This is a genomic window from Streptomyces sp. NPDC044704, from assembly GCF_056433525.1.
In genome coordinates, this window is record NZ_JBWKGY010000001.1 from 575,174 (window position 1) to 598,586 (window position 23,413).

Genomic DNA, 23,413 nt, shown 5'->3' on the forward strand with positions numbered 1-23,413 from the left:
CTTCATGGCCGACAACCTCACCGCGCAGGTCCGTTCCATCGCGGAGGTGACCACCGCGGTGGCGCAGGGCGACCTGTCGCAGAAGATCCGCGTCGACGCCCGGGGCGAGATCCTGGAGCTGAAGGAGACCATCAACACGATGGTCGACCAGCTCTCCGCGTTCGCCGACGAGGTCACGCGCGTGGCCCGCGAGGTCGGTACCGAGGGCAACCTCGGGGGTCAGGCCACCGTCCGCGGGGTGTCCGGCACCTGGAAGGACCTGACGGACAACGTCAACGTGATGGCGTCCAACCTGACCGGACAGGTGCGCTCCATCGCCCAGGTGGCCACGGCCGTGGCCCGCGGTGACCTCTCGCAGAAGATCACGGTCGAGGCCAAGGGCGAGGTCGCGGCGCTGGCCGGCGTCATCAACACGATGGTCGACACCCTGTCCGCGTTCGCGGACGAGGTCACGCGCGTCGCGAGGGAGGTCGGTACCGAGGGCCGGCTCGGCGGCCAGGCCCGCGTCCCGAACGTCGCCGGGACCTGGAAGGACCTCACCGACAACGTCAACTCCATGGCGAACAACCTCACCGGTCAGGTCCGCAACATCGCCCTCGTCACCACGGCGGTCGCCAACGGCGACCTGTCGAAGAAGATCGACGTCGACGCCCGCGGCGAGATCCTGGAGCTGAAGACGACCATCAACACGATGGTCGACCAGCTGTCCTCCTTCGCCGCCGAGGTCACGCGCGTGGCCCGCGAGGTCGGCAGCGAGGGCCGCCTCGGCGGCCAGGCCGAGGTCGAAGGCGTCTCCGGCACCTGGAAGCGGCTGACCGAGAACGTCAACGAACTCGCCGGCAACCTGACCCGGCAGGTCCGCGCGATCGCCGAAGTGGCCAGCGCGGTCGCCGAGGGCGACCTCACCCGCTCGATCACCGTGGACGCCTCCGGCGAGGTCGCCGAGCTCAAGGACAACATCAACTCCATGGTCGGCTCGCTCCGCGAGACGACCCGCGCCAATCAGGTACAGGACTGGCTCAAGTCGAACCTGGCGCAGATCTCCGGCCTGATGCAGGGCCACCGTGACCTGGCGGTCGTCGCCGAACTCGTCATGGACGAACTGACCCCCCTGGTCGAAGCCAGCTACGGAGCCTTCTACCTCGCCGAGGAAACCGACGGGGAGACCTGGCTCACCCTGATCGGGTCCTTCGGCCGGCCCGCCGGCAGCCCGGCCGCCCGGCGGGTGCGCAGCGGCGAGACCCTGGTGGGCCAGGCCGCCCGCAGCCGGCGCATCCTCAGCACCGAGAACGTACCGCCCGGTTACCTGATCTCGTCCGGGCTGGGCGGCGCGGCTCCGGCCAACCTGATCGTCCTGCCCATCCTCGTCGAGGACCAGGTCCTCGGCGTGATCGAGCTCGCGTCCTTCACGTCGTTCACGCCCGTGCACCGCGACTTCCTCGGCCGCCTGATGGAGACGGTCGGCGTCAACGTCAGCACCATCGTCGCCAACGCCCGCACCGACGAACTCCTCGGCGAGTCCCAGCGCCTCACCGGCGAGCTGCAGGCCCGCTCGGAACAGCTGCAGGTCCAGCAGGACGAGCTCCAGCGGTCCAACGCCGAACTGGAGGAGAAGGCCGCCCTCCTCGCCACGCAGAACCGGGACATCGAGACGAAGAACCTGGAGATCGAGCAGGCGCGCCAGGAACTGGAGGACCGGGCCCAGCAGTTGTCCCTGGCCTCGAAGTACAAGTCGGAATTCCTGGCCAACATGAGCCACGAACTGCGCACCCCGCTCAACAGCCTGCTGATCCTCGCCCAGCTGCTCTCCCAGAATCCCGGCCGCAACCTGACCCCGAAGCAGGTCGAATACGCCGGCATCATCCACTCCGCCGGCTCCGACCTCCTCCAGCTGATCAACGACATCCTCGACCTGTCGAAGGTCGAGGCGGGCAAGATGGACATCAACCCGGAGCGGGTGTCCCTCAAGAACCTCCTCGCCTACGTGGAAGCCTCCTTCCGCCCGCTGACCACCCAAAAGGGCCTCGAATTCGACATCGTGACCGCCCCGGGCGTGCCGGTGGACCTGCTCACCGATGACGCGAGGCTCCAGCAGATCCTGCGCAACCTGCTGTCCAACGCGGTGAAGTTCACCGAGAGCGGCCGGGTCCAGGTCCGGATCGAGCCGGCGCACGCCGCCGAGCTCCCCCCGGAACTGGAGCGCTCCGGATCGGTGGTGGCCTTCAAGGTCGCCGACACGGGCATCGGCATCGCCGAGGAGCAGCTGGAGGTGATCTTCGCCGCGTTCCAGCAGGCCGACGGCACGACCAGCCGCAAGTACGGAGGTACGGGCCTGGGCCTGTCCATCACCCGGGAGATCGCCCGGCTCCTCGGCGGCGCCGTCACGGCGACCAGCTCACCCGGCGTGGGGTCGACGTTCACGCTGTACCTGCCCGTCTCGGGGGACACCGACGTCCCCGAGCAGAACGCGGGGGCCCCCGCGGAGGTGAGCCCGCCCGGATCCGTCGAGGACTCCGCTGCCGACGCCGCCGGCGCGGGCCCGGCCGGGGACGAACGTCACCCCCGTCGGCTCCTGGTGATCGAGGAACGCCCCCACGGGCTCCTCAGTCTCGTCGCCGAGAGCGCCGCTTCGGACCTGATCGCCGGACGGCCCGCCGTCGACGCGGCCGAGCGGGTCGAGGTCATGACGGCCGTGACCGCGACGGAAGCGGCCACGATGCTCGCCCAGACACCCTTCCACTGCGTGGTCCTCGAACTGGGCGCCGGCGACGAAGCCCTGACCTTCCTCAGGGCTCTCGCCGGAGACACGGCCCTGGCCTCCCTGCCGGTCCTCGCCCACGACAACCGGCGCATGACGGGAGAGCTTCAGGACGAGGTCGCCCGGCACGCGACGGGACAGCGCCTGGAAGTACTCGCCAGCCTGGACGAACTGCGCGAACGGATCACCCTGCACCTGTCGGTCGACCGGCTGCGCGACGTCCTTCCCCTCGTGCGGTCCGCGGGCGGCGCGCTCCCGTCGGACCACGCCCGGGTCGACGCCAGCCTCGCGGACAAGTCCGTCCTGGTCGTCGACGACGACCCGCGCAACCTGTACGCCATCAGCGGCATCCTCGAACTCCACGGCATGCGCGTCCTGCACGCCGAGAACGGCCGCAAGGGCATCGAATCCCTGACGAGCACCCCCGGCATCGACCTGATCCTGATGGACGTCATGATGCCCGAACTCGACGGCTACGCCGCGACGGCGGAGATCCGGCGGATGCCCCAGTACGCCGACCTGCCCATCATCTCGGTCACCGCCAAGGCCATGCCGGGCGACCGGGACAAGAGCATCGCCGCCGGATCGAGCGACTACATCACCAAGCCCGTCGACGCGAACGACCTCGTCGACCGGCTCCGCCAGTGGCTCCTGCCCCAGGACGCCCCGGGAGCCCCCCGTGCCTGACTCTGCCGAGGTGGGCCGGCTGGCCGCCACCGTCGAGCGGCTGCGCCAAGAGGCCCTGGAGGCCCAGGAAGCCGCCGACGGGCGCGCCCTCGTCGAACTCGCCAAGGGCGTCCTCGTGGGACGCCTGGGGTGCGGCCCCGGCGAGGCCTCCCGGCAGTTGGCCAAGCTGGCGGAACGGGCGAACGTGACCGTCCTCGCCCTGGCGGTCGACGTCATCAACCAGGCCTCCCGCGACCACGTCAGCGAGGCCGCACAGCTGTTCCTCAAGGCCGCCGACGGAGAACCCGCCGCCGACGGCGACACGGCACCGGCCATTCGGCTGAGGGCCGCGGAAAGCCGCGTGCTCGCGGCCACCGACGCGCAAGCCGTCGCCGCCGCCCTGCTCGACAACGCGCTCCGAGCCCTGGGCGCCCAGGCCGTCGCGATCTGGTCGGTGGCACCGGACTCCTCACTCGCGCTCGTCGGCCAGGCCGGATTCACCGCACAGGACGCCGACCGCTGGCGCCACGTCCCGCCCGAAGTGGCCACCTGCGCACGGCTGGCACTGACCAGGCGGGAACTCACGGTCGTGGACTGCCTCGCCGACTCGGGCATCCCCACCATAGGAAGGCGGCACCACCCCAACGGCGGGCGCGTCATGGTCCCCGCCGGGACCGGCGGACGCATCATCGGCGTACTGGAGGCGAGCTGGCCGGAATCAGCGCCGCCGCGCCAGCCCCGGATCCTGCGCCAGCTGGAAGCCCTCGCCGAACTGTGCGCCCACACCCTGGAAGAGGGTTCCCCCGCCCCCGCACCCCTCGCTCCCGGTGCACCGGACCTCGCGGGCATCGCGGAACTCGCCGACCTGGCCGACCAGTTGTACGACCCCGTCCTGGTCCTCGCGCCCCGCCTCGACTCCGCCGGACGGCTGGCCGACTTCCACATCCACCACACCAACCACCGGTTCGTCGACCCCGCCGGACGCCCCCGCTCCATGGTCACCGGTACGCACTTCCTGGAGGCCTACCCCGCGGCCGCGGAGGACGACGGACTCTTCTCGAAGCTGGAACGCGTGTACGCCACCGGCGAGCCCTGCCAGGCACCGCGCACCACCTTGACGGCCGTCGTCGACGAGGTCCCGCTCACCTCCGTCGCCGACGTGAGCATCACCCGGCACGGCACGGCCCTCCTCCTGATCTGGAAGATCGAGGACGAGACCGCGCGACTCGCCAGCCTCCTCCAGCACGCACAGCGCCTGGGCCGGGTCGGCGGCTTCGAGCAGAACGTCAACACCGGCGAAATCAGCTGGAACGGCCAGCTCTACGCCCTGTTCGGCCTGCCGGCGACGGCCTCCCCGATTCCCCTGGAGGAACTGGCCGGCCACGCCCACCCCCACGACGTCAACTCGATCGGGCGGTTCCTGCGCACCCTGCTGCACACGCTCCGGGAGTCCTCCGTGGACTTCCGCCTCAAGCGCGCCGACGGCATCATCCGCCACATCCGCATGGTGGCGGAACCCGTCCTGGACCAGCACGGACGCCTGTACTCCGTCCGAGGAGCCTGCCAGGACGTCTCGTCACAGCACTGGACCGAGGTCGCGCTGGCGGCCACCCGCGACCAGCTCGCCGACAGCGAGGCCGAATCCGCGGACCGCACCAAGCTCGCCCTTCAGCTCCAGCACGCGATCATGCCTCCCGCACCCGCCCCGCTGGAGGTCCCCGGCATCCGCATCGCCGTGCGCTACCGCCCGGCCGAAACCCAGTCCCTCGTCGGCGGCGACTGGTACGACTCCGTCGTCCTGCCCGACCACAAGATCCTCCTCAGCGTCGGGGACGTCGCCGGGCACGGCATCCACGCCGCGACCGGCATGGTCGTCCTGCGCAACGCCCTGCGGGGGCTCGCCGTCACCGGCGCCGGCCCCGCCCAGCTGCTCTCCTGGCTGAACAGGGTCGCCCACCACCTCACCGGCCAGCTCACCGCGACCGCCGTGTGCGGAATCTACGACCCGGCCACCCGCACCCTGCGCTGGGCCCGCGCCGGCCACCTGCCGCCCGTCCTGGTACGCGGCGACCACGCCCTGGCCTTCCCCCTGACCCCGGGACTCCTGCTCGGAGCCCTGCCCGACGTGGAGTTCACGGAAGAGGAGGTGCAGCTGGAGCGGGAGGACATCCTCCTCATGTACACCGACGGCCTCGTCGAACGCCGGGACGTCTCCGTGACGGACACGCTGGCGCAGCTCCTCGCCGTGGCCTCGCGGTCCGGGGGCTCACTGGAGAAGCGCCTCGACAACCTGCTGACCTACAGCGCTTCCGACACCGATGACGACACCTGCCTCATCGGGGTGCAGGTGCGCTGACCCGCCCGGGCCCGTCGGGCGACAGGGACTCCCGGAACACCCGTGCGGAGCGCGGGTTCTGGGCGCACTGCCACACACCGTGCGGGCAGTAGTCGGTGATGCTGTGGTACAGCGGCTCGTGCTCGGCGATCCACGCCAGCATGCGCCGCATGTAACCGGGGTTGTCGCCGTTGCGGAACAGCCCCCATTCGGGATACGAGATCCGCTTGCCGTGCGCCTTCGCGAAGTCGACCTGCCGCTGGAGTCCGTAGGGCTGCGTGACGTACTCGTCGAAGGTACCGCCCGGCGGCTGGTCGTAGCTGTCCATGCCGATGACGTCGACCACGTCGTCGCCGGGGTAGCACCGGGTCCAGGCGATCGCGTCACCGCCGCGGTTCGGGGCGAAGTCGAAACGGAAGCGCTGCCCCTCGACCGAGCGCATGGCGGCCACGATGCGCCGCCAGTACCTCTTCCAGTTCTCCGGGTCCGGCCGGCACCGGTGGGTGTAGTCGAAGCCGTTCATCTCCCAGCCCAGCACGATGACCGTGTCCGGCACCCCGAGGCCGACGAGCCGCCGGGCCAGCCGCTGGAAGTGGTGGTCGTACTCGCCCCGGGCGCCGGAGCGCAGCAGCTCGGCGACCCGGCCGTCGGGGACCCGGGCCTCGTTGTGCTCCAGCATGGGCACGTTCAGGACGAAGAGCCGATCGGCCCGCGCCTTGCGCCACCGGGCCCAGCTGCGCAGGGAATCGGGTGCGCCCTCGATGTTCGACCAGGTGTCGCCGGGCAGGTAGGTGTGCCCGGCGCGCAGCTCGGCGCCCCCGAGCCATTGCGAGAGCTTCTGCATCCTTTCGACCCCGGGCGAGCCGTAGTGGAGATAGGCGCCCACGGCGACCTCGCCCGCGACGTCACCGCGGGGACCTTCTCGCGGCGGTGCCGTGACGGCGCCCCCGGTGACGAGCAGGCCGGCGGCGACCGTACTGGTGCAGGCGCCCACCAGCCAGCGGCTCCGACGGGACATGGTGCCTCCACAAGATCCGCGGACCGATGTGTCTGGCAGTGACGTTAGGCATCTCATCCGACTCCCGGCCTGTCCGGTGTCCCGATGCTGGGCCATTGGTGCCCGCCGGCCGCCTCGGCTTGGCCCGACCGGGCGAAATCCGTCACCCCCGATACGGCGCGACGGCGTGGCCGGGCGACACGGGGAGCCGGAGCACCAGGCGGGCCCCCTGCGCCGCGTCCTCGGCCGTCAGCGTCCCGCCGTGGTGGGCCGACAGGTCGCGGGCGATGGCGAGACCCAGACCCGCACCGCCGTGATCCCGGCTACGGGAGTCGTCCAGGCGGGTGAAACGCTCGAAGACCCGCTCCCGGTCGGCCGCCGGGATGCCGGGACCGTCGTCGGTGACCTCCAGCACGGCGCTGCGCGGCCCCGGGCCGCCCGTGGTGCGCAGGGTGACCCGCACGCACCGGTCCGCGTACCGCTGCGCGTTGTCGAGGAGGTTGGTGACCACCCGGCTGAGCCACAGGGCGCTGCCGGTGATCCCCACCCCGTCGTCCAGGCGCAGGTGTACGGGAACCCGGTCGCCCAGCCGGGCGGCCACGGCTTCCTCCACCAGGGCGGTCAGGTCCAGTTCCACGGCGGCCACGGGCTGGGCGGCGTCGATGCGGGCGAGCAGCAGCAGGTCGGACGCGAGGTGCTGGAGCCGTTCGATGTCCTGGAGGGCCCCGCCGATCAGCTCGGGCCACAGCTCCGGGTCCCGGACCGCCAGGGCCACTTCCAGCTGCGTGCGCAGGACGGTGATGGGGGAGCGCAGTTCGTGCGAGGCGTCGGCGATGAACTGCCGCTGGCGCACCCCGGAGGCCTCCAGCCGGTCCAGGGTGGCGTTCATGGTCTGCGCCAGACGGGCCACCTCGTCCTGGGTGGCGGGCACCGGCACCCGGCGGTGCAGATCGCGGTCGGAGATCTCCGCGACCTCGGCCCGGATCGCCTCCACCGGCCTCAGCGCACGGCCGGTGACCCGCCACGTCACCAGGGCGACCGTGGCCAGGAGCAGGGGCATGCCGATCACCAGGGCGGCCGTGGCGGTGTCGTCGGCGGCGTCCGCGTCGCGCAGGGAGGCCCCGGCGTAGACGACGGCGGGGCCGTCCGGGGTGTCGGTGATGACCTGGACGACCCGCTGACGGTGGTCCCCGCCCAGCGGCCGGACCCGCCAGGTCTGGAAGCGGGTCCCGGGTACGCCGGGGCCCGCCGGGCGGAACGCGGGGACGCCGATGAGGTTGGGGGTGGCGAACAGGACACGGCCGTCGGCGCCCACCACCTGGACGAATTCGACGCCACGGGCCGTCAGCCGGACGCGGTCGAGCCGGCCGGCCGCGGTGAGCTGCGCCACCGTGTCGGCCTGCCGCCGCGCGTCGTTCTCCGCGTTGCGCAGCAGATTGGCCTCCAGCAGTCCGAGCAGCGTGAACGAGGCCAGCGCCAGGGCAGCGGCGACCACGAGACTCGCTCCCACGGTGGCCCGGGCCCGGACCGTGGTGGGCCACAGCCGGCGCAGCCCGGGCCACCGCTCCAGCGCCGTGCCGGCGACCGCGCGCACGGCGGCGGCCGGGCGGCCGGCCAGCAGGCGGCGGCGCAGGAGGCGGCCGTGTCCGAGGAGGCCGCGGGCGGGGAGGTCGCGGGCGGGCAGGTCGCGGCCCCGGAGGCCGCGGACGCGGGGACGCTCAGCCACCGTCGGCCGCCAGCCGGTAGCCGGCCCCGCGTACGGTCTCCAGCGCGGCGCGGCCGAACGGAGCGTCGATCTTGCGGCGCACGGCGCTGACGTGGACCTCGACGACGTTGGGATCGCCCTCGAAGGCGCTGTCCCACACCTGTTCCAGGATGTCCCGTTTGGGCACCACCTCGCCCGAGCGGCGGGCCAGGCACTCCAGGACCGCGAACTCCCGGGCGGTCAGGCGTATCTCGGCGCCACCGCGGGCGCACGACCGCCGGGCGGGATCGATCACCAGGTCGCCGCACCGCATCACCTGCGGGCGCCGAGCGCCCGCGCGCCGCCCGAGCGCGCGCAGCCGGGCGACCAGGACCAGGTAGGAGAACGGTTTGGACAGGAAGTCGTCGGCACCGGTGTCCAGCGCCTCCGCCTCGTCGTACTCGCCGTCCTTCGCGGTGAGCATCAGGATCCCCGACTCGTTGCCGGCCGTCCGCAGCTTCGCGCAGACGCGGTAGCCGTTCAGCCCGGGCAGCATGATGTCGAGCACGATCAGGTCGTAGTCGTGCTCGGAGGCCATCCACAGGCCCTGGAGCCCGTCGTGGGCCACGTCCACCGAGAAGCCCTCGGACTGAAGTCCCCGTTGCAGGGCCACGGCCAGCCGCCGTTCGTCCTCCACCACCAGTACGCGCATGCCGAACAGGGTCTCAGGCCCGGGCCGCGGCAGGCTGAAGAGGTCTTCAGGTGGCTTCAGCTGGGCTTCAGCATCGGCTCGGCATGCTCGGGCACCTAGCCGGGCGACGTGCCCGGTTGTCCTGAGGAGTACCTGTATGTCTGATGCGTCGACCCCGCCGCCCGCGCAGCCCGTACCGTCCGAGCCGTCGGAGAACGGGACCCCGGCCGCCAGCCCCCGGGAGCGCACGGCCCTGGGCCGTCTGGTGCCCCGGAGCAACGGCGCCCGATGGGCGGCACTGGGCGCGGCCGTCGTGGTCGTCGGGGGCGCGGTGACGGCCGTGGCCGTGGCCGAGCACCACCACGACCGGACGGACCGTCCCCGCCTCGCCTGGTCGGTGCCGGGGGCCGACGGCCCGGTCGAGCGCCGTGCCGAAGGCGCGGGCCCCGGCCGTCCGGCGGGCCCCAAGGAGCACCGGGTGTTCGGCGCGCCGGAAGCCCCGGGCGGGCGGGGCGGCGACTCCCGGACGGCCCCGGCGCCACTGCCCTCCCTGGCCATCGGAGAGGCGGCCGCCAAGGCCGCGGCGGCGGTGACCGGCGGCAAGGTGGAGAGCCTGCGCGTCGTCGCACAGGAAGGCGGCGGCAGCGCCTGGCTGGCCGTGGTCCTCGGCCCGGACGGCGTCCGGCACGCCGTCACCGTCTCCGGCACGGACGGGACGGTCTCCGGCAACACCCCGCTGGCTCGGTAGAAGTTACCGCTCGCCCGGACCGGACGGCGCCGCGCGCGCGGTGGGTAGGGTCGGGTGCATCCGACCGAGGAGGATCAGAGTGACGAGCATCGTCATCGCGCAGACGACCGTGAACGACGAGGACAAGGCGTACGGCCTCGCGCGGGCCGCGGTGGAGGCCCGCCTGGCGGCCGGTGCGCACGTCGACGCGCGGATGACGACCTTCTACTGGTGGAAGGACGCGGTGCAGCACGAGCGGGAGTACCGCGTCTCCTTCAAGACGACCGAGGAGAAGGCCGCGGAGCTGGAGGCCTGGGTGCACGCGAACCACCCGTACGAAGTGCCGCAGTGGATCCTGCTGCCGGCCGTGCGGGCCTCGGAGGAGTTCCTGGCGTGGGTCGTGCAGGAGACCACACCCAGGTAGCTCCGTCCGTGGGCCGCCGCGGCCCTGCCCGCCGGGGCCGGAGCCGCGGCGGGCCCGCCGGTCAGCAGGCGATGGCACCCTTGCGCAGCGCGTGTCCGCCGGTGTTGCTGTCGTCGGCCCAGTACACGGGCTTGGAACCACCGGCGCATTCGGCGGCCCCGGACACCGAGAAGCCCTCGTTGTTGAGGTCGGGCATGCCGCTGGGACGGTCGTAGACCGCGGTGGTGGCGAAGACTCCGGACGCGTTGACCCGCATGGTCCGGTGCGCGCCGCCGCAGGTGTCGTCGCAGACGGCCCACAGACGCGCGGCCTGCGGCTCCCACTGCACCTCCATGACGCCGTCCAGGCCGCTGTCGACGGAGGCGACCCGGGTGAACGTGCCCGTGTCCTGCAGGACGTACCCGTGGATCGTCCCGGTGCCCTCGACCCCGACGAAGAACACGCCGCCCGTGTGAGCGCCGTACCCGCTCGGGTCGTAGGCCGAGCCGGTCGACTCGTCCTTGAAGCCCGCGCCGGTCAGGTAGGCGTCGGGAACCCAGGTGATCCCCTCGAAGCCCAGGTTGGATCCCACCGACGGCAGGGAGGAGGTCAGGTTCCACTCCCTGGTGGCCGTCAGCGTGGTGCCCGTACCGCTGACGTCGTACCGCAGGACCGACAGGCGGCTGGTTCCGGAGGAGGCGCTGTTGCGCTCACTGGCGACGAACACACCGCCCGCGGCGCCGGCGCCGGTGACGGTCACGCCCTCACCGTCGGGGCTGCCGGAGCCACCGCCCGGGAAGCGCAGCGCCTTGCCGGCGGACCACCCGTTCGCGGTGTCCGGGGTCCACCCGCCGGCGCCGTTCGGGAGCAGGCGCCACAGCTTCCCCGAGTTCTGCGCAGCCCACATCACGCCCCCTTCCTGATGGAGGCCGCTGAGGTCCTGGCCGAACACGTTCGAGGCGTCGGCCGTGGACACCGAGCCGCTCCCCGGCCAGGCGACGGGCGTGCCGCCACCGCCACCGCCGCCGCAGTCGTTCGGGGCGCCGAGCGTCACCCCGGCCGCCTTGAACGCGCCGACGCCGTCGGCGCACCGCGACCACGAGGGGCCGGAGTGCTCGCTCCAGGTGAAACCGTCGACCAGCGTGCTGCCGTCCGGCAGGTACAGGCGCGCCTTGTCGGCCGAGCCCAGGCCGAAGGAGGCGTGCACGTCGAAGGCGCGGACCGCTCCGGGAGCCAGGGTGACCCCGGAGGAGATCTTGTACTTCGAGCTGTTGCTCTCGTCCTTCAGGATCCATCCGGAGAGGTCGACGGCCGCGGTGCCCTTGTTGTACAGCTCGATCGAGTCGTCGACGCTGCCGGTGGTCACCACCTCGTTGATGCGGATGTCGTCCGCCGGGGCCGCGTGGGCGGCGGGCGCGAGCACGGCCCCGGCGGCCAGAGCGGGGCCCGCGACGGCCACGCAGAGGATTGCGAGGCGACGACGCCACTCGGGCGCGCGTACTTCGGGCATGGTGTCCGTCCTCAGGGGAGTGGTGGCTGGGCGGAACGAGGGTCCCGACGCCTGCGGAACGGCTCGCCACCGGCAGGGGGTTCTCGCGCGAACGGCGGCGGAATTGCCGGACACCTGCGCAGCTCCACGGGACGACGCCGGGGCGGGCCGGCCCCCGCCCGGGCCGGCCCCCGCCCCGGCCCGAATCCGAAAGCGAGTCCTGTTCCTCACGCTACAGGTGGGTTTAACCCCTCTGCCGCTTCCGGGTCGTGACGCCCCGTTAAAGTGCCACGTGCACCGACCCGTTGCCGCCGGGCCCCGCACCGCAGGGTGCGCCCGAACCCCATCCGACCGAGGAACTCCGGTTGTCAGGACCCAAACCCCCGGCGCGAGCCGCCCGGCCCACGCCCGCCTGGGCACGCACCCGCTACTGGTTCGACACCATCGTGGCCCGCGGAACGGCGGTCCTGATCGGCTGGCTCGTGCTGATGTGCCTCGCCGTCGTCATCCCGGCCAGCGCGGCCCTGGTGTGGGCCGACGAAGACGGTCCCACCAGCCTCTCGGGCCGGATGCTGGCCGTCTGGGTGAGCGTCGGCCAGACCCTGAAGATCGGGGGTGCCGTCGGCAGTCCCGTGTACGTGCTCCTTTCGGTGGTGCTGGCGCTGGTGGCGCTGCTGTTCGTCTCGACGCTCGTCAGCCTCATCACCACCGGCCTGAACGACAAGGTGCTCGCGCTCCGGCGGGGCCGTTCCACCGTCCTGGAGTCGGGCCACACCGTCCTGCTCGGCTGGTCCGACCAGGTGTTCCCGATCGTCTCCGAGCTCGTCGTGGCCAATGCCAACCGGCGCCGGGCCGTCCTCGCCGTCCTCGGCCCCAAGGACAAGGCCGAGATGGAGGACGAGATCGGCACGGCGGTCGGGCGGCTGGGCCGGACCCGGCTGATCTGCCGCAGCGGCGAGACCACCGACCCCGCCATCGTGTCCCTGGTCACGCCGGAGACCGCCCGCGCCGTGCTGGTACTGACCCACGACGGCGAGGACGGCGACGCCCACGTGGTGAAGACACTGCTCGCGGTGGAGGCGGCGGTCCGCGGACGGGGCCGGCCCGGCGTGGTCGCGGCGGTCCGCGACGGCCGGCACAAGCGGGCCGCCGACCTGGCCGCCGGCCCCCACGGCCACGTCCTCAACATCGAGGACGTCACCGCCCGCCTGATCGCGCGGACGTCCTGCGAACCCGGACTCTCCCTCGTCTACCGCGAACTGCTCGACTTCGACGGGCACGAGATCTACACGGTGCCCGCCGGCCGCCTCGCCGGAAGCTCCTTCGGCACGCTCCTGTTCGCGTACGCCGATTCCAGCGTGATCGGCCTGCTGCGCTCCGACGGGCGGGTGGAGCTCAACCCGCCCTGCGACAGCGTGCTCGGCGACGACGACCGGATCGTGGTGATTACCCAGGACGACGACACGGCGGTCGCGGCGGACGGGCCGCTCCCCGTCGACGACGGGGCGATCGTCGCGGCACCGCCCGCGCCGAGGCCCCCGGAGCGGTTCCTGCTCCTGGGCTGGAACCCCCGCGCCCCGCGCATCATCGAACAGCTCGACGAAGGCGTGCCCGACGGATCCCTGCTGGTGGTGATGGCCGAGGGCGAGGAACACTTACAGGAGGCGGACCGCTGCGCCCGCGTGCCGGGGCGCCGGATGCCGGTCACCGTCCTCGAAGGGGACGTGACGGACCCGGACGTACTGGCGGGCCTCGACGTGCTGACCTTCGACCGGGCCGTCGTCCTCGGCTACGACGGCCCGGCCGCGTACGGCAGTCCGCGCGGCGGTGACGACGGGACCCTGGTGACACTGCTGCACCTGCGGGACCTGGAGGAGGCGGCGGGACAGGAACTGGCCGTCGTGACGGAGATGGCCGACGACCGCAACCGGCTCCTCGCACCCGCCCGGGACGGCGCCGACTTCATCGTCGGCAGCCGTCTGATCAGCCTCCTGATGACGCAGATCGCGGAGGACGGACACCTCGCGGCGGTCTTCGACAGCCTGTTCGCGTCCACCGGACACACCCTGCACCTGCGTCCGGCCCACGACTACGTCGTGACCGGGCGGCCCGTCGGCTACGCGACCGTGGTGGAGGCCGGGCGCCGCCGGGGGCACTGCGTCATCGGGTTCCGCTCGCACCCGGACGGGCCGGACGACTCCGCGCACGGTGTACGGATCAACCCGGACAAGCGCGAGTCGGTGTGCTTCGGGCCCGCGGACGCGGTGATCCTGCTGGCGGCCGGCCCGCGCTGCTCCGTGCCCTTCCCCGCGCAGCCCGACGTCCGCGTGGCGGAACGGGCCGGGGATCGATGACCCGGTTCCCGGGACCCTGGGGCACCGATCGTCAACTCCACCTGTGCGCAAGGCCGTCCACGGTGCGGCCGGGGAAGGGGAGGGGCTGTCGGAATCCTTGCCGGTTGGGCCTCCTTCGCGAATGATGCTCCGGGCGTTCGGATTTCGGCACGGGTCGAGGCCCGTCCGCCCACCCGACCGCACCCGACCGACCAGGAGGCGTACCTTGCGGACGTACCGTCGCACGCGGAGATCGTTCGTGGTCGCAGGCGCCGCCCTCGCACTCGTCGTAGGGGTGGCCCAGCCGGCCTTCGCCGCACCGCCCCCGGCCCTGCCCGCCCAGGCCGAAGCGATCGAGCTGACCTTCCAGCCGGCCTACGACTACGACACCGACGGCTGTTACCCGACACCGGCCATAGGCCCGACCGGCGTGCTGAACGCCGGACTCAAACCCACCGGCGCCCTCAACGGAAGCTGCCGGGACGCCTCGGACCTCGACAACACCAACGGCTACTCCCGTTGGAAGTGCAACAACGGCTGGTGTGCCGTGGCGTACGCCCTGTACTTCGAGAAGGACCAGGCCATACCCGGGATCAGCCTCGGAGGTCACCGCCACGACTGGGAGCACGTGGTGGTGTGGATCCAGGGCAACGAGGCCAAGTACGTGGCGACTTCGGCCCACGGCGACTTCGTCGTCCACGCACGCGACCAGATCCGCTGGGACGGAACCCATCCCAAGATCGTCTACCACAAGGACGGCGTCAGCACCCACTGCTTCCGCGCGGCGAACAGCAACGACGAACCGCCCGAGAACCACGAGGGCGCCTGGCAGTTCCCCGCGCTCATCGGGTGGAACGGCTACCCTCCCGGCTTGCGGGACAAGCTGACCCAGGCCGATTTCGGCAGCGCGCACTTCGGCCTGAAGGACGGCTCCTTCGCCTCCCATCTGGCCGAGGCCAAGCCGGCCGGAATCCCCTTCGACCCGAACCTCTAGCCGGACCCGGGCGAAACCGTCCCCGGGCGAAACCGTCCCCGGGCGAAACCGTCCCCGGGCGGAACCGTCCCCGGGCGGAACCGTCCCCGGGCGGAACCGTCCCCGGGCGGAACCGTCCCCGGGCGGAACTCCTCGCGGGCGTACTACTCCGAAGACGGCCGGCAGTAGCGGTGTACGAGATCGGCGTGTCCGGGGAAGCGGTGCAGCAGGTCCTGGGTCTCGCCGAGGGTCATGTCGGCGTAGTCGAATCCGGGCGCGACGGCTTCGCTGATCAGGGCGTGGTCCCCGGAGGTGAGGTGGGAGGCCTTCCACACGCCTCCGGGTACGGGGAGGGTGAGGGACTGCCCCTGGCCCGGGTCCTGGCCGAGGACCGCGGTGGTGTGCCGGCCGTCCGGGTGGAGCAGGTGATAGGTGACCGGTTCGCCGTGGTGGTGGAAGTGCAGGATGTCGGACTCGTTGAGGTGCCAGTGCCCGATCGGTGACCAGTGCGTGAGCAGGTACTGGATGGAGGTCAGGGTGTAGCGGTCGCCGCGGGCCGTCCGGATCGGGGGGCGGTGGTCGGCCTGGAAGGTCCGCCGGAAGTACCCGCCCTCCACGTGTGCTTCCAGGCCGAGGGCGTCGATCCAGTCGTGTGCTGTGAGCACGTGTCCTCTTTCTCTCGCTCGATATCCGGTCCGGATGAATTCGAGTCGGAGGCCGTAACGGTTTCCGGCCCGTCGGATGAACCCTATGGTGCGGGACGGCCGGAATCCGGTGCCTTCGACCGTACGACCTGCCGGAATTCAAGCATCCGGTTCCCGAGCCCGCCTTTTCGTCTTGATCGATCCGGTGGAGAAGAGCAGGTCAGCGACGTGTAAAGGGAAATATGGTCGAAGTCTGCGCGAGAATCCCTATTCCCCTGCACGTGCATCACGGGAGTTTCGTTGCGGCGGACGATGCCTCCCTGTACAACGGATCGAAATTCAACGCCGACGGATCGAGGATTCACCACCGTGACCACCCGACGTCCGGACCACCACCACGTTCCGTTGCCCGCGACGGCCCCGTCCTCCTTCACGGCGACCACGGTCGACGTCGTCGCCGCCCCCGGTGACGGCCCGCACCTCCTGCACCGTGCGGCCCGCCGCCTGTGCGACGCCGTCGGCCCGCACGCCGTCCTGGGCCAGAGCGCGGGTGAACTCACGGTGCAGCTCGCGCCGGACCTCCACGCGGCGATGTTCGTCTCCACCGAGATGCGCCGCGACACCGCGGGAACGTCCCTGCTGCGCCTCACCCTGCGCCTTTCGGGCAGTGCCGCGTCGCGGCCGGAGGACTCCCTGGACCGCTGGGCCGAGATCTGGCACCGCCAGCCCCTTTCCGTACAGGAATCGGAACGGGTCGCGGGCGAACTGCCGCTCATGAGCGCTGCCGTCGACCGGCTGCGCGAAGGGAAGCCGCTCGCGGGCTTCGCGGTCCTGGTCACCGGCCACTTCCTGACCGATCTCGTCCATCTCGTCGCCTGCCTGGCCGAGCTGGGTGCCCCGCTGGACGCCATGACGGTCCTGCGCAAGGACTACGCCTACCAGTGGCGCCACCGGGTCCACGGCCACCTCGACGCACTCGGCGTACACGTCACCGACGCGACGGACGCCCGAGCGGTCGCGGAGCACACCGCCCGCGCCCGGAGCAAGGGCTTGCGCTGCCTGGCCCTGGACGACGGGGGCTACGTCGTACCCGCGCTCCTGGACCAGGGCCGCCACGGGGCCGTGCCGGGATCCGCGGTCGGAGACTGGGCGGGCGTGGTGGAACAGACCATGTCCGGGATCTACAAGCTCCAGGGCCGCGAGGAGGAGCTGCCCTTCCCGGTCTTCTCGGTGGCCCAGTCCCGGCTCAAGGGCCGCATCGAGTCGTACTGGATCGCGGAGAAGGCCGTCACCACGGCCCTGGAACTGCTGCCCGCGCTGAAGATCGAGGGACAGCCCGCACTGGTCATCGGGTACGGCAACGTCGGCGCCCACATCGCGGCCCTCCTCACCCAGCGCCGCATGCGGGTCGCCGTGTACGACGCCGACATCCTCCACCTCATCGAGGCCCACGAGAGCGGCTACACCACCGCGCGCGCACTCGGTCCCCTGCTGACCCGGCACGAGCCCCTGCTCGTCTTCGGGGTCACCGGACGCACCAGCATGTCGACCCGCGAGTACGCGGCCCTCAGGCGCTCGGTCTACCTCGCGAGCGTCAGCAGCCGCGACATCGAGTTCGACCTCCCCGCACTCGAAGCCGCCGCCACGCAGGAGCCGGCGGCCCGGCCCGTGACCCACCCCGCCTACCGCACCCACGCACTTCCGGGGGGTGTGGACGTGACCGTCCTGGCCGGAGGCCGCCCCGTCAACTTCCACGAGACCGACAGCATCAGCAACCTCCACTCCGACCTCGTCTACGCGGGCATGCTCACCGGCGCCTGCGCCCTCGCCACCCGCCCCGCCCCACCCGGGCTCGATCCGGCCTGGGCCGACGCGGTCCTGGACGCGTCGGGGCTCCTCCACGACTACTACGAGCGCTACGGCCCCGGATCCCCGGCCGGTTCCGACCCGGCCGCACGGCCGGGCCCCGCAGAGGGGTACGAGCAGTGACGTTCGGTGAGATTCGGGCGGCTCGGGGGTGAGCCGCCCCATAGGACCCACGTCACATACGACCCGGGGTAGTAGGCCTCGCGGGCCGGTACGGTGCCCCGTGCCCGGGGCTCCGGCCCGCACCCCGCCGGCGGGCCGGGGGTCCCCGGCTGCGAAGGCGGGTAGTAAGCGGGCTCGTTGCCAGGGGGGTGGGGGGTCGGTAGAACTGGATGTGTCGCCGGGCGGCCCGGGCGCTTCACTCACCTGCCGCTGACGAACCCCTCTCCACCGCGTGAAGGGATCACGCATGCCTTCGGCATGCCGCGACCGCCCTTGTTCCCTGTGGAAGGTTTCCTCGTGTCGAACGCTGTCATCCGCCGCATCGCCGCTTCGAAGAAGACCCTCGCGGGTGCCGTCGTCGCCCTCGGCGTCGCCGGTTCGATGCTCGCCACGGTTCCCGCCCAGGCGGCCCCGACGAGCGCCAAGGCGATCGCCCAGCAGATGATCAAGGACCCGGCGCAGTTCGCGGCGTTCAACAACATCGTTTCCCGTGAGAGCGGCTGGAACCACACCGCCACGAACTCCTCCTCGGGCGCCTACGGCCTGGTCCAGGCCCTGCCGGCCTCGAAGATGTCGTCGGCCGGTTCGGACTGGAAGACCAACCCGGCCACCCAGATCAAGTGGGGCCTGGACTACATGAACTCCCGCTACGGCAGCCCCGTCGGCGCCTGGAACTTCTGGCAGACCCACCACTGGTACTGAGCCACCAGCGGACCCGAGAACACATCGCGAGACGCCCGGCCGGGACACCCCCGCCGGGCGTCTTCGCGTACCCGGGACGCCGGATGCCGATCCGCGGGTCACCCGCAAGCGGTCCGGCGAGCAGGGCCCGCCCTGGCGGGGGCGGCTCAGTCCTGCCGGCGGCTCAGTCCTGCCAGTAGAACAGCAGCGTCTGGATGTCCAACGGGTCGCGACGCCCGAAGTAGTACACCCCCAGGCCGGTGACCCGGATCGCACCGACGCTCTGGTCGATCCAGCGGAAGCCCGCCGATTCGAGGGCGCGGCGCACGGCGGGATCGTCGTCGTGATCGGTGGCGAAGCGGCCGAGCGTGCTGACGAGCACCTCGCCGCCGCACGCGCCGTAGCCGATCACGTCGTACGTACCGTCGCCCTGGTGGTGGGCCTCTCCGCAGGAGACCGGCGGCTTCGGCGTGAGCCCCGCCGCGGTGAGCGCGGTCACGGCCCGCGAGGTCCGCTCGGCCGCGTCGGTACCGGAGGGCGGCTCGGTGCACAGCGCCTCGATCCGCCACCGCGGATCGCTGCGCTCCGCGCACCCGTGCCCGTACTCGTGGACGATCGCCGCGCGCAGCTCCTCGTCCAGGCCGGCCACCTCGACGCGGGGCCGTCCCAGTGCCTCGTACACCCTGCGGGTCTCGGCGGTGTCATGGGTCAGGCGGTACAGCGCGTAGGCGGCCCACAGTTTCGCCTCTTCCGTCGGCGCCTCGGTGAGGTAGCCGCGCAGCCGTTCCGGATCGGCCAGGAGGGTCACGGCGAGGTGGGCGACGCCCCGATCGGGGTCGGCGAGCGCGTCCGTGACGTCCTCCCCGGCGCGGTGCCGCATCCGGACCCCGAAGGCCCGGTCCTCGGGCCGGGCCCCGCCGAGATCGGCGAGCACCGCCTCGACCCCGTACCGGGCGGCCAGTGCGTCCAGCCCGGCCTCGCCGATCACCTGCCGGTGCCCCCACGGGCTGAAGGCCAGCGTCGCCAGGGCCTCCGCCGACGTACGGTCGCCGAGCGCGCCCCGGGCCTTGAGGATCGCCTCGGGCATGCCGTACGCGCTCTCCTGGAGCCGGTCCTCGTGCCGCAGCCAAGGCAGCAGCTCCGGCCGGTCCGCGAGGAGCTCCAGCAGGGCGATGCGCACCGAGCCCGACTGGCCGGCGTCCTGGACACAAGCGATCAGCTCGGCCACGTGCCCCTCCGGCACCCGCCCGGCCAGCGCCTCCACGCAGGCCTTGCGGCGCCACCACGGTTGTGCCGCATCGGCCGCGCACCGCGCGACGGGGTCCGGGTCGTACGCGCGCAGGCCCGCGGTGTCGGTCCGCCCGGCTCCGGGCGTCAGCGTCTCGATCGTCTTCGGCATCCGGGGATGCTACTCGGCGCCGTCGGGCGGCTGCGCCCACCATCGAACGGGCGGCCGCGCCCGCGGCGACGCGCGTGACGCAACGCGTTGGGGAAGCAGGGGGGGGTCGCGCTGACGCGGGTGCGGGCCGGTGTTCGACATCGCCCGGCCCGGGGGCCGGATCGAGCCCGGCCGGGCAGGTCCCGGCGCATGCCCGCTGCGGCGGCGGGGAAGACGCCTCCCGTACAGGACGGGACGGAAGTGACCGAGGACTGAAGGAGCGGCGGCAGTGATTCGAAAGTTGCAGGCTGTGGCGCTGGACTGCGCCGATCCGGTGCGGCTCGCGCGGTTCTACGCGGATCTGCTCGGCGGCAAGGTGGTCGCGGACCCGGAAGAACCCGACTGGGTCGAGGTGCGCGGGTTCGAGGGAACGCCACTGGCCTGCCAGCGGGTGGACGGCTACCGGCCGCCCGAATGGCCCGGCCAGCGGCACCCGCAGCAGATCCACCTGGATTTCGACGTGGACGACCTCGAAGGGGAAGAGGAGCGGGCGCTCGCCCTCGGCGCGACCGTGCTGGAGCGGACGGACCAGATCCGCCCGGAAGCCAACTGGCGGGTCTACGCGGACCCGGCGGGCCACCCGTTCTGCCTCTGCCTCCACTGACCCGGAACCGGCGGGACGTCGAACCCGTGGGATCCGGCAATTGCCCATCGGCGAACGGTTGTTAACCTATGGCCAGCGGTCGGGGGAGTGTGGGGCGATGCGACATCGCCGCCGTTCGTCATGCCGTTCTGTCCGAGGGGCGTGCCGGCTCCCAGTCGCCGGAGCCTCCCCGCATCCCCACTCTCCGAGGCGAAGACGACGATGACAGCGACCAGCATCACCCGAGCGATCACCGACCTGCTGTTCACTCCGGGAAATGACCTGGCCGAAGCCCTCGACCGGCACTTCACCTCCGACTACCGCCAGCGCACCAACGGCGTGTGGAGCGACCGGACCGCCTTCACCCAGCACATCACCCGCCTCCGCTCCCTGATCCGCAGCGGACACATAGAGGTCCACGACGAACTGCGCGACGGCCTCCGGTACGCCGACCGCCACAGCGTCACCCTCACCCAGCACAACGGAGGCACCTCCCGCACCGAGGTCTACCTCTTCGCCCAGCTCGCCCCCGACGGCCGCTTCCAGCGCGTCGAGGAGACCACGCTCCTGATCACCGGCGAGCCGGAAGACGAGAACCTCGGTCTCGTCAAGTGACCGGAACAGGGCCTCGGTTAGGATCTGCCACGACGTAGCCACTCCGGCGGCGGACCGGCCCCCGGAGTGCCCGACGCGGCACCTCCTCCCACCCGGCGCGGCACCGACCAGCCCGCTCGGAGCTGTCCGCGGGATCGGCAGTCCGGTGCCGGAACGAGGGGGAAGCCGCCATGGTGTCCGTGGGAGAAAGACTCAGCCGAGCGCGGGTACGGGCCTTCGTCGGCAGGGACGACGAACTCGAACGCTTCGACCGGGCCCTGGCGGGCGATCCCCAGGCGCCGTTCGCGTTCTACGTGTGCGGCCCCGGCGGCATCGGCAAGTCGACGCTGCTGCGACGCCTGGCGGACCGTGCCCGCACGGCGGGCCGACTGCTCGTCGAACTCGACGGCCGGTTCGTGAACCGGGACCCCGCCGATTTCGAGCGCGCCGCCGGCCCCTTCCTGGACGTCCCCGGCACCGTGCTGCTCGTGGACTCCTTCGAGCACTGCCAGTGGCTGGAAAGCTGGCTGTGGCACCACTTCCTGCCCCGCGCCGCGAACGACACCCTGGTCGTCCTGGCCGGCCGGCGCGCACCGCAACCGCAGTGGACCGCCGACCCCGCCTGGTCGCCGCTCCTGCACGTCACCGAACTGGGGGCGTTCTCCGAGGAACAGGCGCGGAGCCTGCTGGTCGCGGCGGGGATCCGGCCGGAACTGCGCGACCGGGTGCTCCGCTTCGCCGGAGGCAACCCGCTGGCCCTGTCGCTGGCGGCCGCCACGGGATCGGAGGGCTGCGGCCGCGAGGAGATCTGGGCCCCCTCGGCGGACGTCCTGCGCATCCTGCTGGCGGGGCTGATCGGAGAGGTACCCACGGCGGCCCACCGCCGCGCCCTGGAGGTGGCGGCGCAGGCCCATTCGACGTCCGAGGAACTCCTCGCCGCGGTACTGCCCGACGAGGACGCCCACCTGCTCTTCTCCTGGCTGCGGGACCTGCCCTTCATGGAGTCCACGCACCGGGGACTCCACCCGCACGACGCCGCACGCGAGACGCTGGCCGCCGACCTGCGCTGGCGGGCACCCAACGCGTTCGAGACGATGCGCCGCCGTCTGGCGGACGAGTACCTGCGCCTGCTGCGCGAGGCACCCGACGAGCGCGTGTGGACCGTCACCGACGAGCTCTTCTACCTCTTCCGGGAGGCGGAGTCCCTCACCCGGGTGCGGACGTGGTCGCGCGAGGACGAGGTCCACGACCGGCCCCTGCACCCGGACGACCTCGACGCCGTGCTGCGCATGGCCGAGGAATCCGAAGGACCCGCCTCCGCGGACATCGTCCGCTACTGGGCGCGGCGCCAGCCCCAGGCCTTCAGCGTCTACCGCCTGGTGAACACGGGCCGGATCGTGGCGTTCACCGCCCGGCTCGTCCTGCCGGCCCCTCCCGACCCCCAGGACCTGGCCACCGATCCCGTCGTGGCCGCGGCCTGGCGGTACACCGACACCTCCGTACCGGTGAGCCCCGGCGAGCACATCGGCATCAGCCGGTTCTCCGTCTACCCCGAGCGGTACCAGGTCCCCTCGCGGGTCATCGACCTGAGCAGCTCACGCGCCCAGGCGGAGGCGGCCCGGGCCCGCGGCCGCGCGTACGGCTTCGCCGCCTGGCAGGACGCGGAAACCTGGGCCGAGCGCGTCAAGGGCTCCCTCGCCGACACGGGGGCCCGGCCGCGCGTCGGCGCCCACACCTACGGACTGTTCAGCGTCGACTGGCGCCGCATATCCGTCGAGGCATGGCTCCAGCGGTTCATATCGACCACCGACGAGCCGGCCCCGTCCGGGCCGTCGCCCCTCTCGCGCACCGGGTTCGACCAGGCCGTGCGCGAGGCCCTGGCACACTGGCGGGACGAGCGCGCCTTCGCCGCCTGCGGCCTGCTGCGGACCCGGCTCGCCGCCGACCTCCCCCAGCCGGTGGCCGAACTCCGCGCCCTCCTGCACCGGGCCGTCGACGACCTCGCCCGCGACCCGCGCGGAGTGCGGGCCCGAGAGGCCCTGATGGGGGGCCACTTCTCCGGTGCGCCCACCCAGGAAGCCGCCGCCCGCCGCCTGGGCCTTCCGTACGGCACCTACCGTCGCCACCTGCGCCAGGGACTCGACCTGCTCTGCGAGGCCCTGTGGCAGCAGGAGCTGCACGGCCCCCGGTAGCCGCCCGGGACCCGCGACCCGGCAAACCTTTCCGGCCACGGCACTAGGGCCTGTCGTCAAACTCCCGTCTGCCCCGCGACGCCTGGCACGCGCTCTCGCCGCACCGGGCGAAAGCCAAGTACGTCCAGTACGCGGGCTTCCGCCCGGCGCACCGAGAGCACGCACCAGACGCCGCAGGGCCGCCCTCCGGGCGACGA

The 23,413-nt window shown here is 72.2% G+C and carries 17 protein-coding genes; 11 read left to right on the forward strand and 6 right to left on the reverse strand.

From position 1 onward, the window contains the following. The coding region (locus AC07B0_RS02715; protein WP_478896346.1) for a HAMP domain-containing protein at positions 1 to 3,445 on the forward strand (3,445 nt) is incomplete at its 5' end. Further along, a complete protein-coding gene (locus tag AC07B0_RS02720) occupies positions 3,438 to 5,780 on the forward strand; it encodes a GAF domain-containing SpoIIE family protein phosphatase (protein ID WP_478896347.1) in 2,343 nt (780 codons plus the stop codon). The genes AC07B0_RS02715 and AC07B0_RS02720, both read left to right, overlap by 8 nt. Here AC07B0_RS02720 and AC07B0_RS02725 read toward each other — a convergent pair. The 3 genes from AC07B0_RS02725 to AC07B0_RS02735 form a co-directional block, all read right to left on the reverse strand. Then, positions 5,758 to 6,777 carry a glycoside hydrolase family 26 protein gene (locus AC07B0_RS02725; RefSeq protein ID WP_478896349.1) on the reverse strand — a complete coding sequence of 340 codons (1,020 nt, stop codon included), beginning with the start codon at positions 6,775 to 6,777 and terminating at the stop codon, positions 5,758 to 5,760. The two genes, AC07B0_RS02720 and AC07B0_RS02725, sit on opposite strands and share 23 nt — an antisense overlap. Positions 6,778 to 6,919: 142 nt before the next feature. Then, the gene (locus AC07B0_RS02730) at positions 6,920 to 8,308 is read right to left on the reverse strand and encodes a sensor histidine kinase (RefSeq protein WP_478896702.1); all 1,389 of its coding nucleotides are present in this window, start codon (positions 8,306 to 8,308) and stop codon (positions 6,920 to 6,922) included. A gap of 166 nt (positions 8,309 to 8,474) precedes the next feature. Beyond that, entirely contained in the window at positions 8,475 to 9,152 is a 678-nt protein-coding gene (locus tag AC07B0_RS02735) for a response regulator transcription factor (protein ID WP_356875177.1), read from the reverse strand. Between the two features lie 136 nt (positions 9,153 to 9,288). Here AC07B0_RS02735 and AC07B0_RS02740 point away from each other — a divergent pair, with 136 nt between their 5' ends. Further along, the gene (locus tag AC07B0_RS02740) at positions 9,289 to 9,879 is read left to right on the forward strand and encodes a hypothetical protein (protein WP_469384501.1); all 591 of its coding nucleotides are present in this window, start codon (positions 9,289 to 9,291) and stop codon (positions 9,877 to 9,879) included. A 79-nt stretch (positions 9,880 to 9,958) separates the two neighbouring features. Beyond that, the gene (gene cutA, locus AC07B0_RS02745) at positions 9,959 to 10,282 is read left to right on the forward strand and encodes a divalent-cation tolerance protein CutA (RefSeq protein WP_469384499.1); all 324 of its coding nucleotides are present in this window, start codon (positions 9,959 to 9,961) and stop codon (positions 10,280 to 10,282) included. A gap of 61 nt (positions 10,283 to 10,343) precedes the next feature. On the opposite strand, the gene AC07B0_RS02750 is transcribed toward cutA, so the two are convergent. Then, entirely contained in the window at positions 10,344 to 11,771 is a 1,428-nt protein-coding gene (locus AC07B0_RS02750) for a lamin tail domain-containing protein (protein WP_478896351.1), read from the reverse strand. 344 nt (positions 11,772 to 12,115) lie between these two features. On the opposite strand from AC07B0_RS02750, the gene AC07B0_RS02755 reads away from it, so the two are divergent. Then, complete coding sequence (locus AC07B0_RS02755) at positions 12,116 to 14,104, forward strand: CASTOR/POLLUX-related putative ion channel (RefSeq protein WP_478896352.1); 1,989 nt, start codon at positions 12,116 to 12,118, stop codon at positions 14,102 to 14,104. A gap of 238 nt (positions 14,105 to 14,342) precedes the next feature. Further along, entirely contained in the window at positions 14,343 to 15,077 is a 735-nt protein-coding gene (locus AC07B0_RS02760; RefSeq protein ID WP_478864795.1) for an NPP1 family protein, read from the forward strand. Between the two features lie 143 nt (positions 15,078 to 15,220). Here AC07B0_RS02760 and AC07B0_RS02765 read toward each other — a convergent pair whose 3' ends face one another. Continuing rightward, the gene (locus tag AC07B0_RS02765; RefSeq protein ID WP_467297660.1) at positions 15,221 to 15,721 is read right to left on the reverse strand and encodes a cupin domain-containing protein; all 501 of its coding nucleotides are present in this window, start codon (positions 15,719 to 15,721) and stop codon (positions 15,221 to 15,223) included. A 348-nt stretch (positions 15,722 to 16,069) separates the two neighbouring features. Between AC07B0_RS02765 and AC07B0_RS02770 the strand changes: the two genes are divergently transcribed. Continuing rightward, positions 16,070 to 17,689, forward strand: a complete 1,620-nt coding sequence (locus AC07B0_RS02770) for a Rossmann-fold NAD(P)-binding domain-containing protein (RefSeq protein ID WP_478896354.1) — start codon at positions 16,070 to 16,072, stop codon at positions 17,687 to 17,689. 336 nt (positions 17,690 to 18,025) lie between these two features. Further along, on the forward strand, positions 18,026 to 18,430 hold the full coding sequence (locus AC07B0_RS02775) for an aggregation-promoting factor C-terminal-like domain-containing protein (RefSeq protein ID WP_478896356.1): 405 nt from the start codon (positions 18,026 to 18,028) through the stop codon (positions 18,428 to 18,430). Between the two features lie 163 nt (positions 18,431 to 18,593). Here the strand turns inward: AC07B0_RS02775 and AC07B0_RS02780 are convergent, their stop codons facing one another. Further along, positions 18,594 to 19,808, reverse strand: coding sequence for a hypothetical protein (locus AC07B0_RS02780; protein ID WP_478896357.1), 1,215 nt, complete (start codon positions 19,806 to 19,808; stop codon positions 18,594 to 18,596). 268 nt (positions 19,809 to 20,076) lie between these two features. Here AC07B0_RS02780 and AC07B0_RS02785 point away from each other — a divergent pair, with 268 nt between their 5' ends. The 3 genes from AC07B0_RS02785 (at position 20,077) to AC07B0_RS02795 (ending at position 23,216) form a co-directional block, all read left to right on the forward strand. Beyond that, a complete protein-coding gene (locus AC07B0_RS02785; RefSeq protein WP_478896359.1) occupies positions 20,077 to 20,451 on the forward strand; it encodes a VOC family protein in 375 nt (124 codons plus the stop codon). 201 nt (positions 20,452 to 20,652) lie between these two features. Then, positions 20,653 to 21,045, forward strand: a complete 393-nt coding sequence (locus tag AC07B0_RS02790) for a nuclear transport factor 2 family protein (protein WP_356875199.1) — start codon at positions 20,653 to 20,655, stop codon at positions 21,043 to 21,045. Between the two features lie 179 nt (positions 21,046 to 21,224). Then, complete coding sequence (locus AC07B0_RS02795) at positions 21,225 to 23,216, forward strand: ATP-binding protein (RefSeq protein WP_478896360.1); 1,992 nt, start codon at positions 21,225 to 21,227, stop codon at positions 23,214 to 23,216. Positions 23,217 to 23,413: the final 197 nt, after the last annotated feature.

Bases quoted from the DNA above. Each gene is read 5' to 3' on its own strand.
- AC07B0_RS02725 (WP_478896349.1), bottom strand. From the start codon at position 6,777: ATGTCCCGTCGGAGCCGCTGGCTGGTGGGCGCCTGCACCAGTACGGTC.
- AC07B0_RS02735 (WP_356875177.1), bottom strand. From the start codon at position 9,152: ATGCGCGTACTGGTGGTGGAGGACGAACGGCGGCTGGCCGTGGCCCTG.
- AC07B0_RS02740 (WP_469384501.1), top strand. From the start codon at position 9,289: ATGTCTGATGCGTCGACCCCGCCGCCCGCGCAGCCCGTACCGTCCGAG.
- AC07B0_RS02750 (WP_478896351.1), bottom strand. From the start codon at position 11,771: ATGCCCGAAGTACGCGCGCCCGAGTGGCGTCGTCGCCTCGCAATCCTC.
- AC07B0_RS02780 (WP_478896357.1), bottom strand. From the start codon at position 19,808: ATGCCGAAGACGATCGAGACGCTGACGCCCGGAGCCGGGCGGACCGAC.
- AC07B0_RS02790 (WP_356875199.1), top strand. From the start codon at position 20,653: ATGACAGCGACCAGCATCACCCGAGCGATCACCGACCTGCTGTTCACT.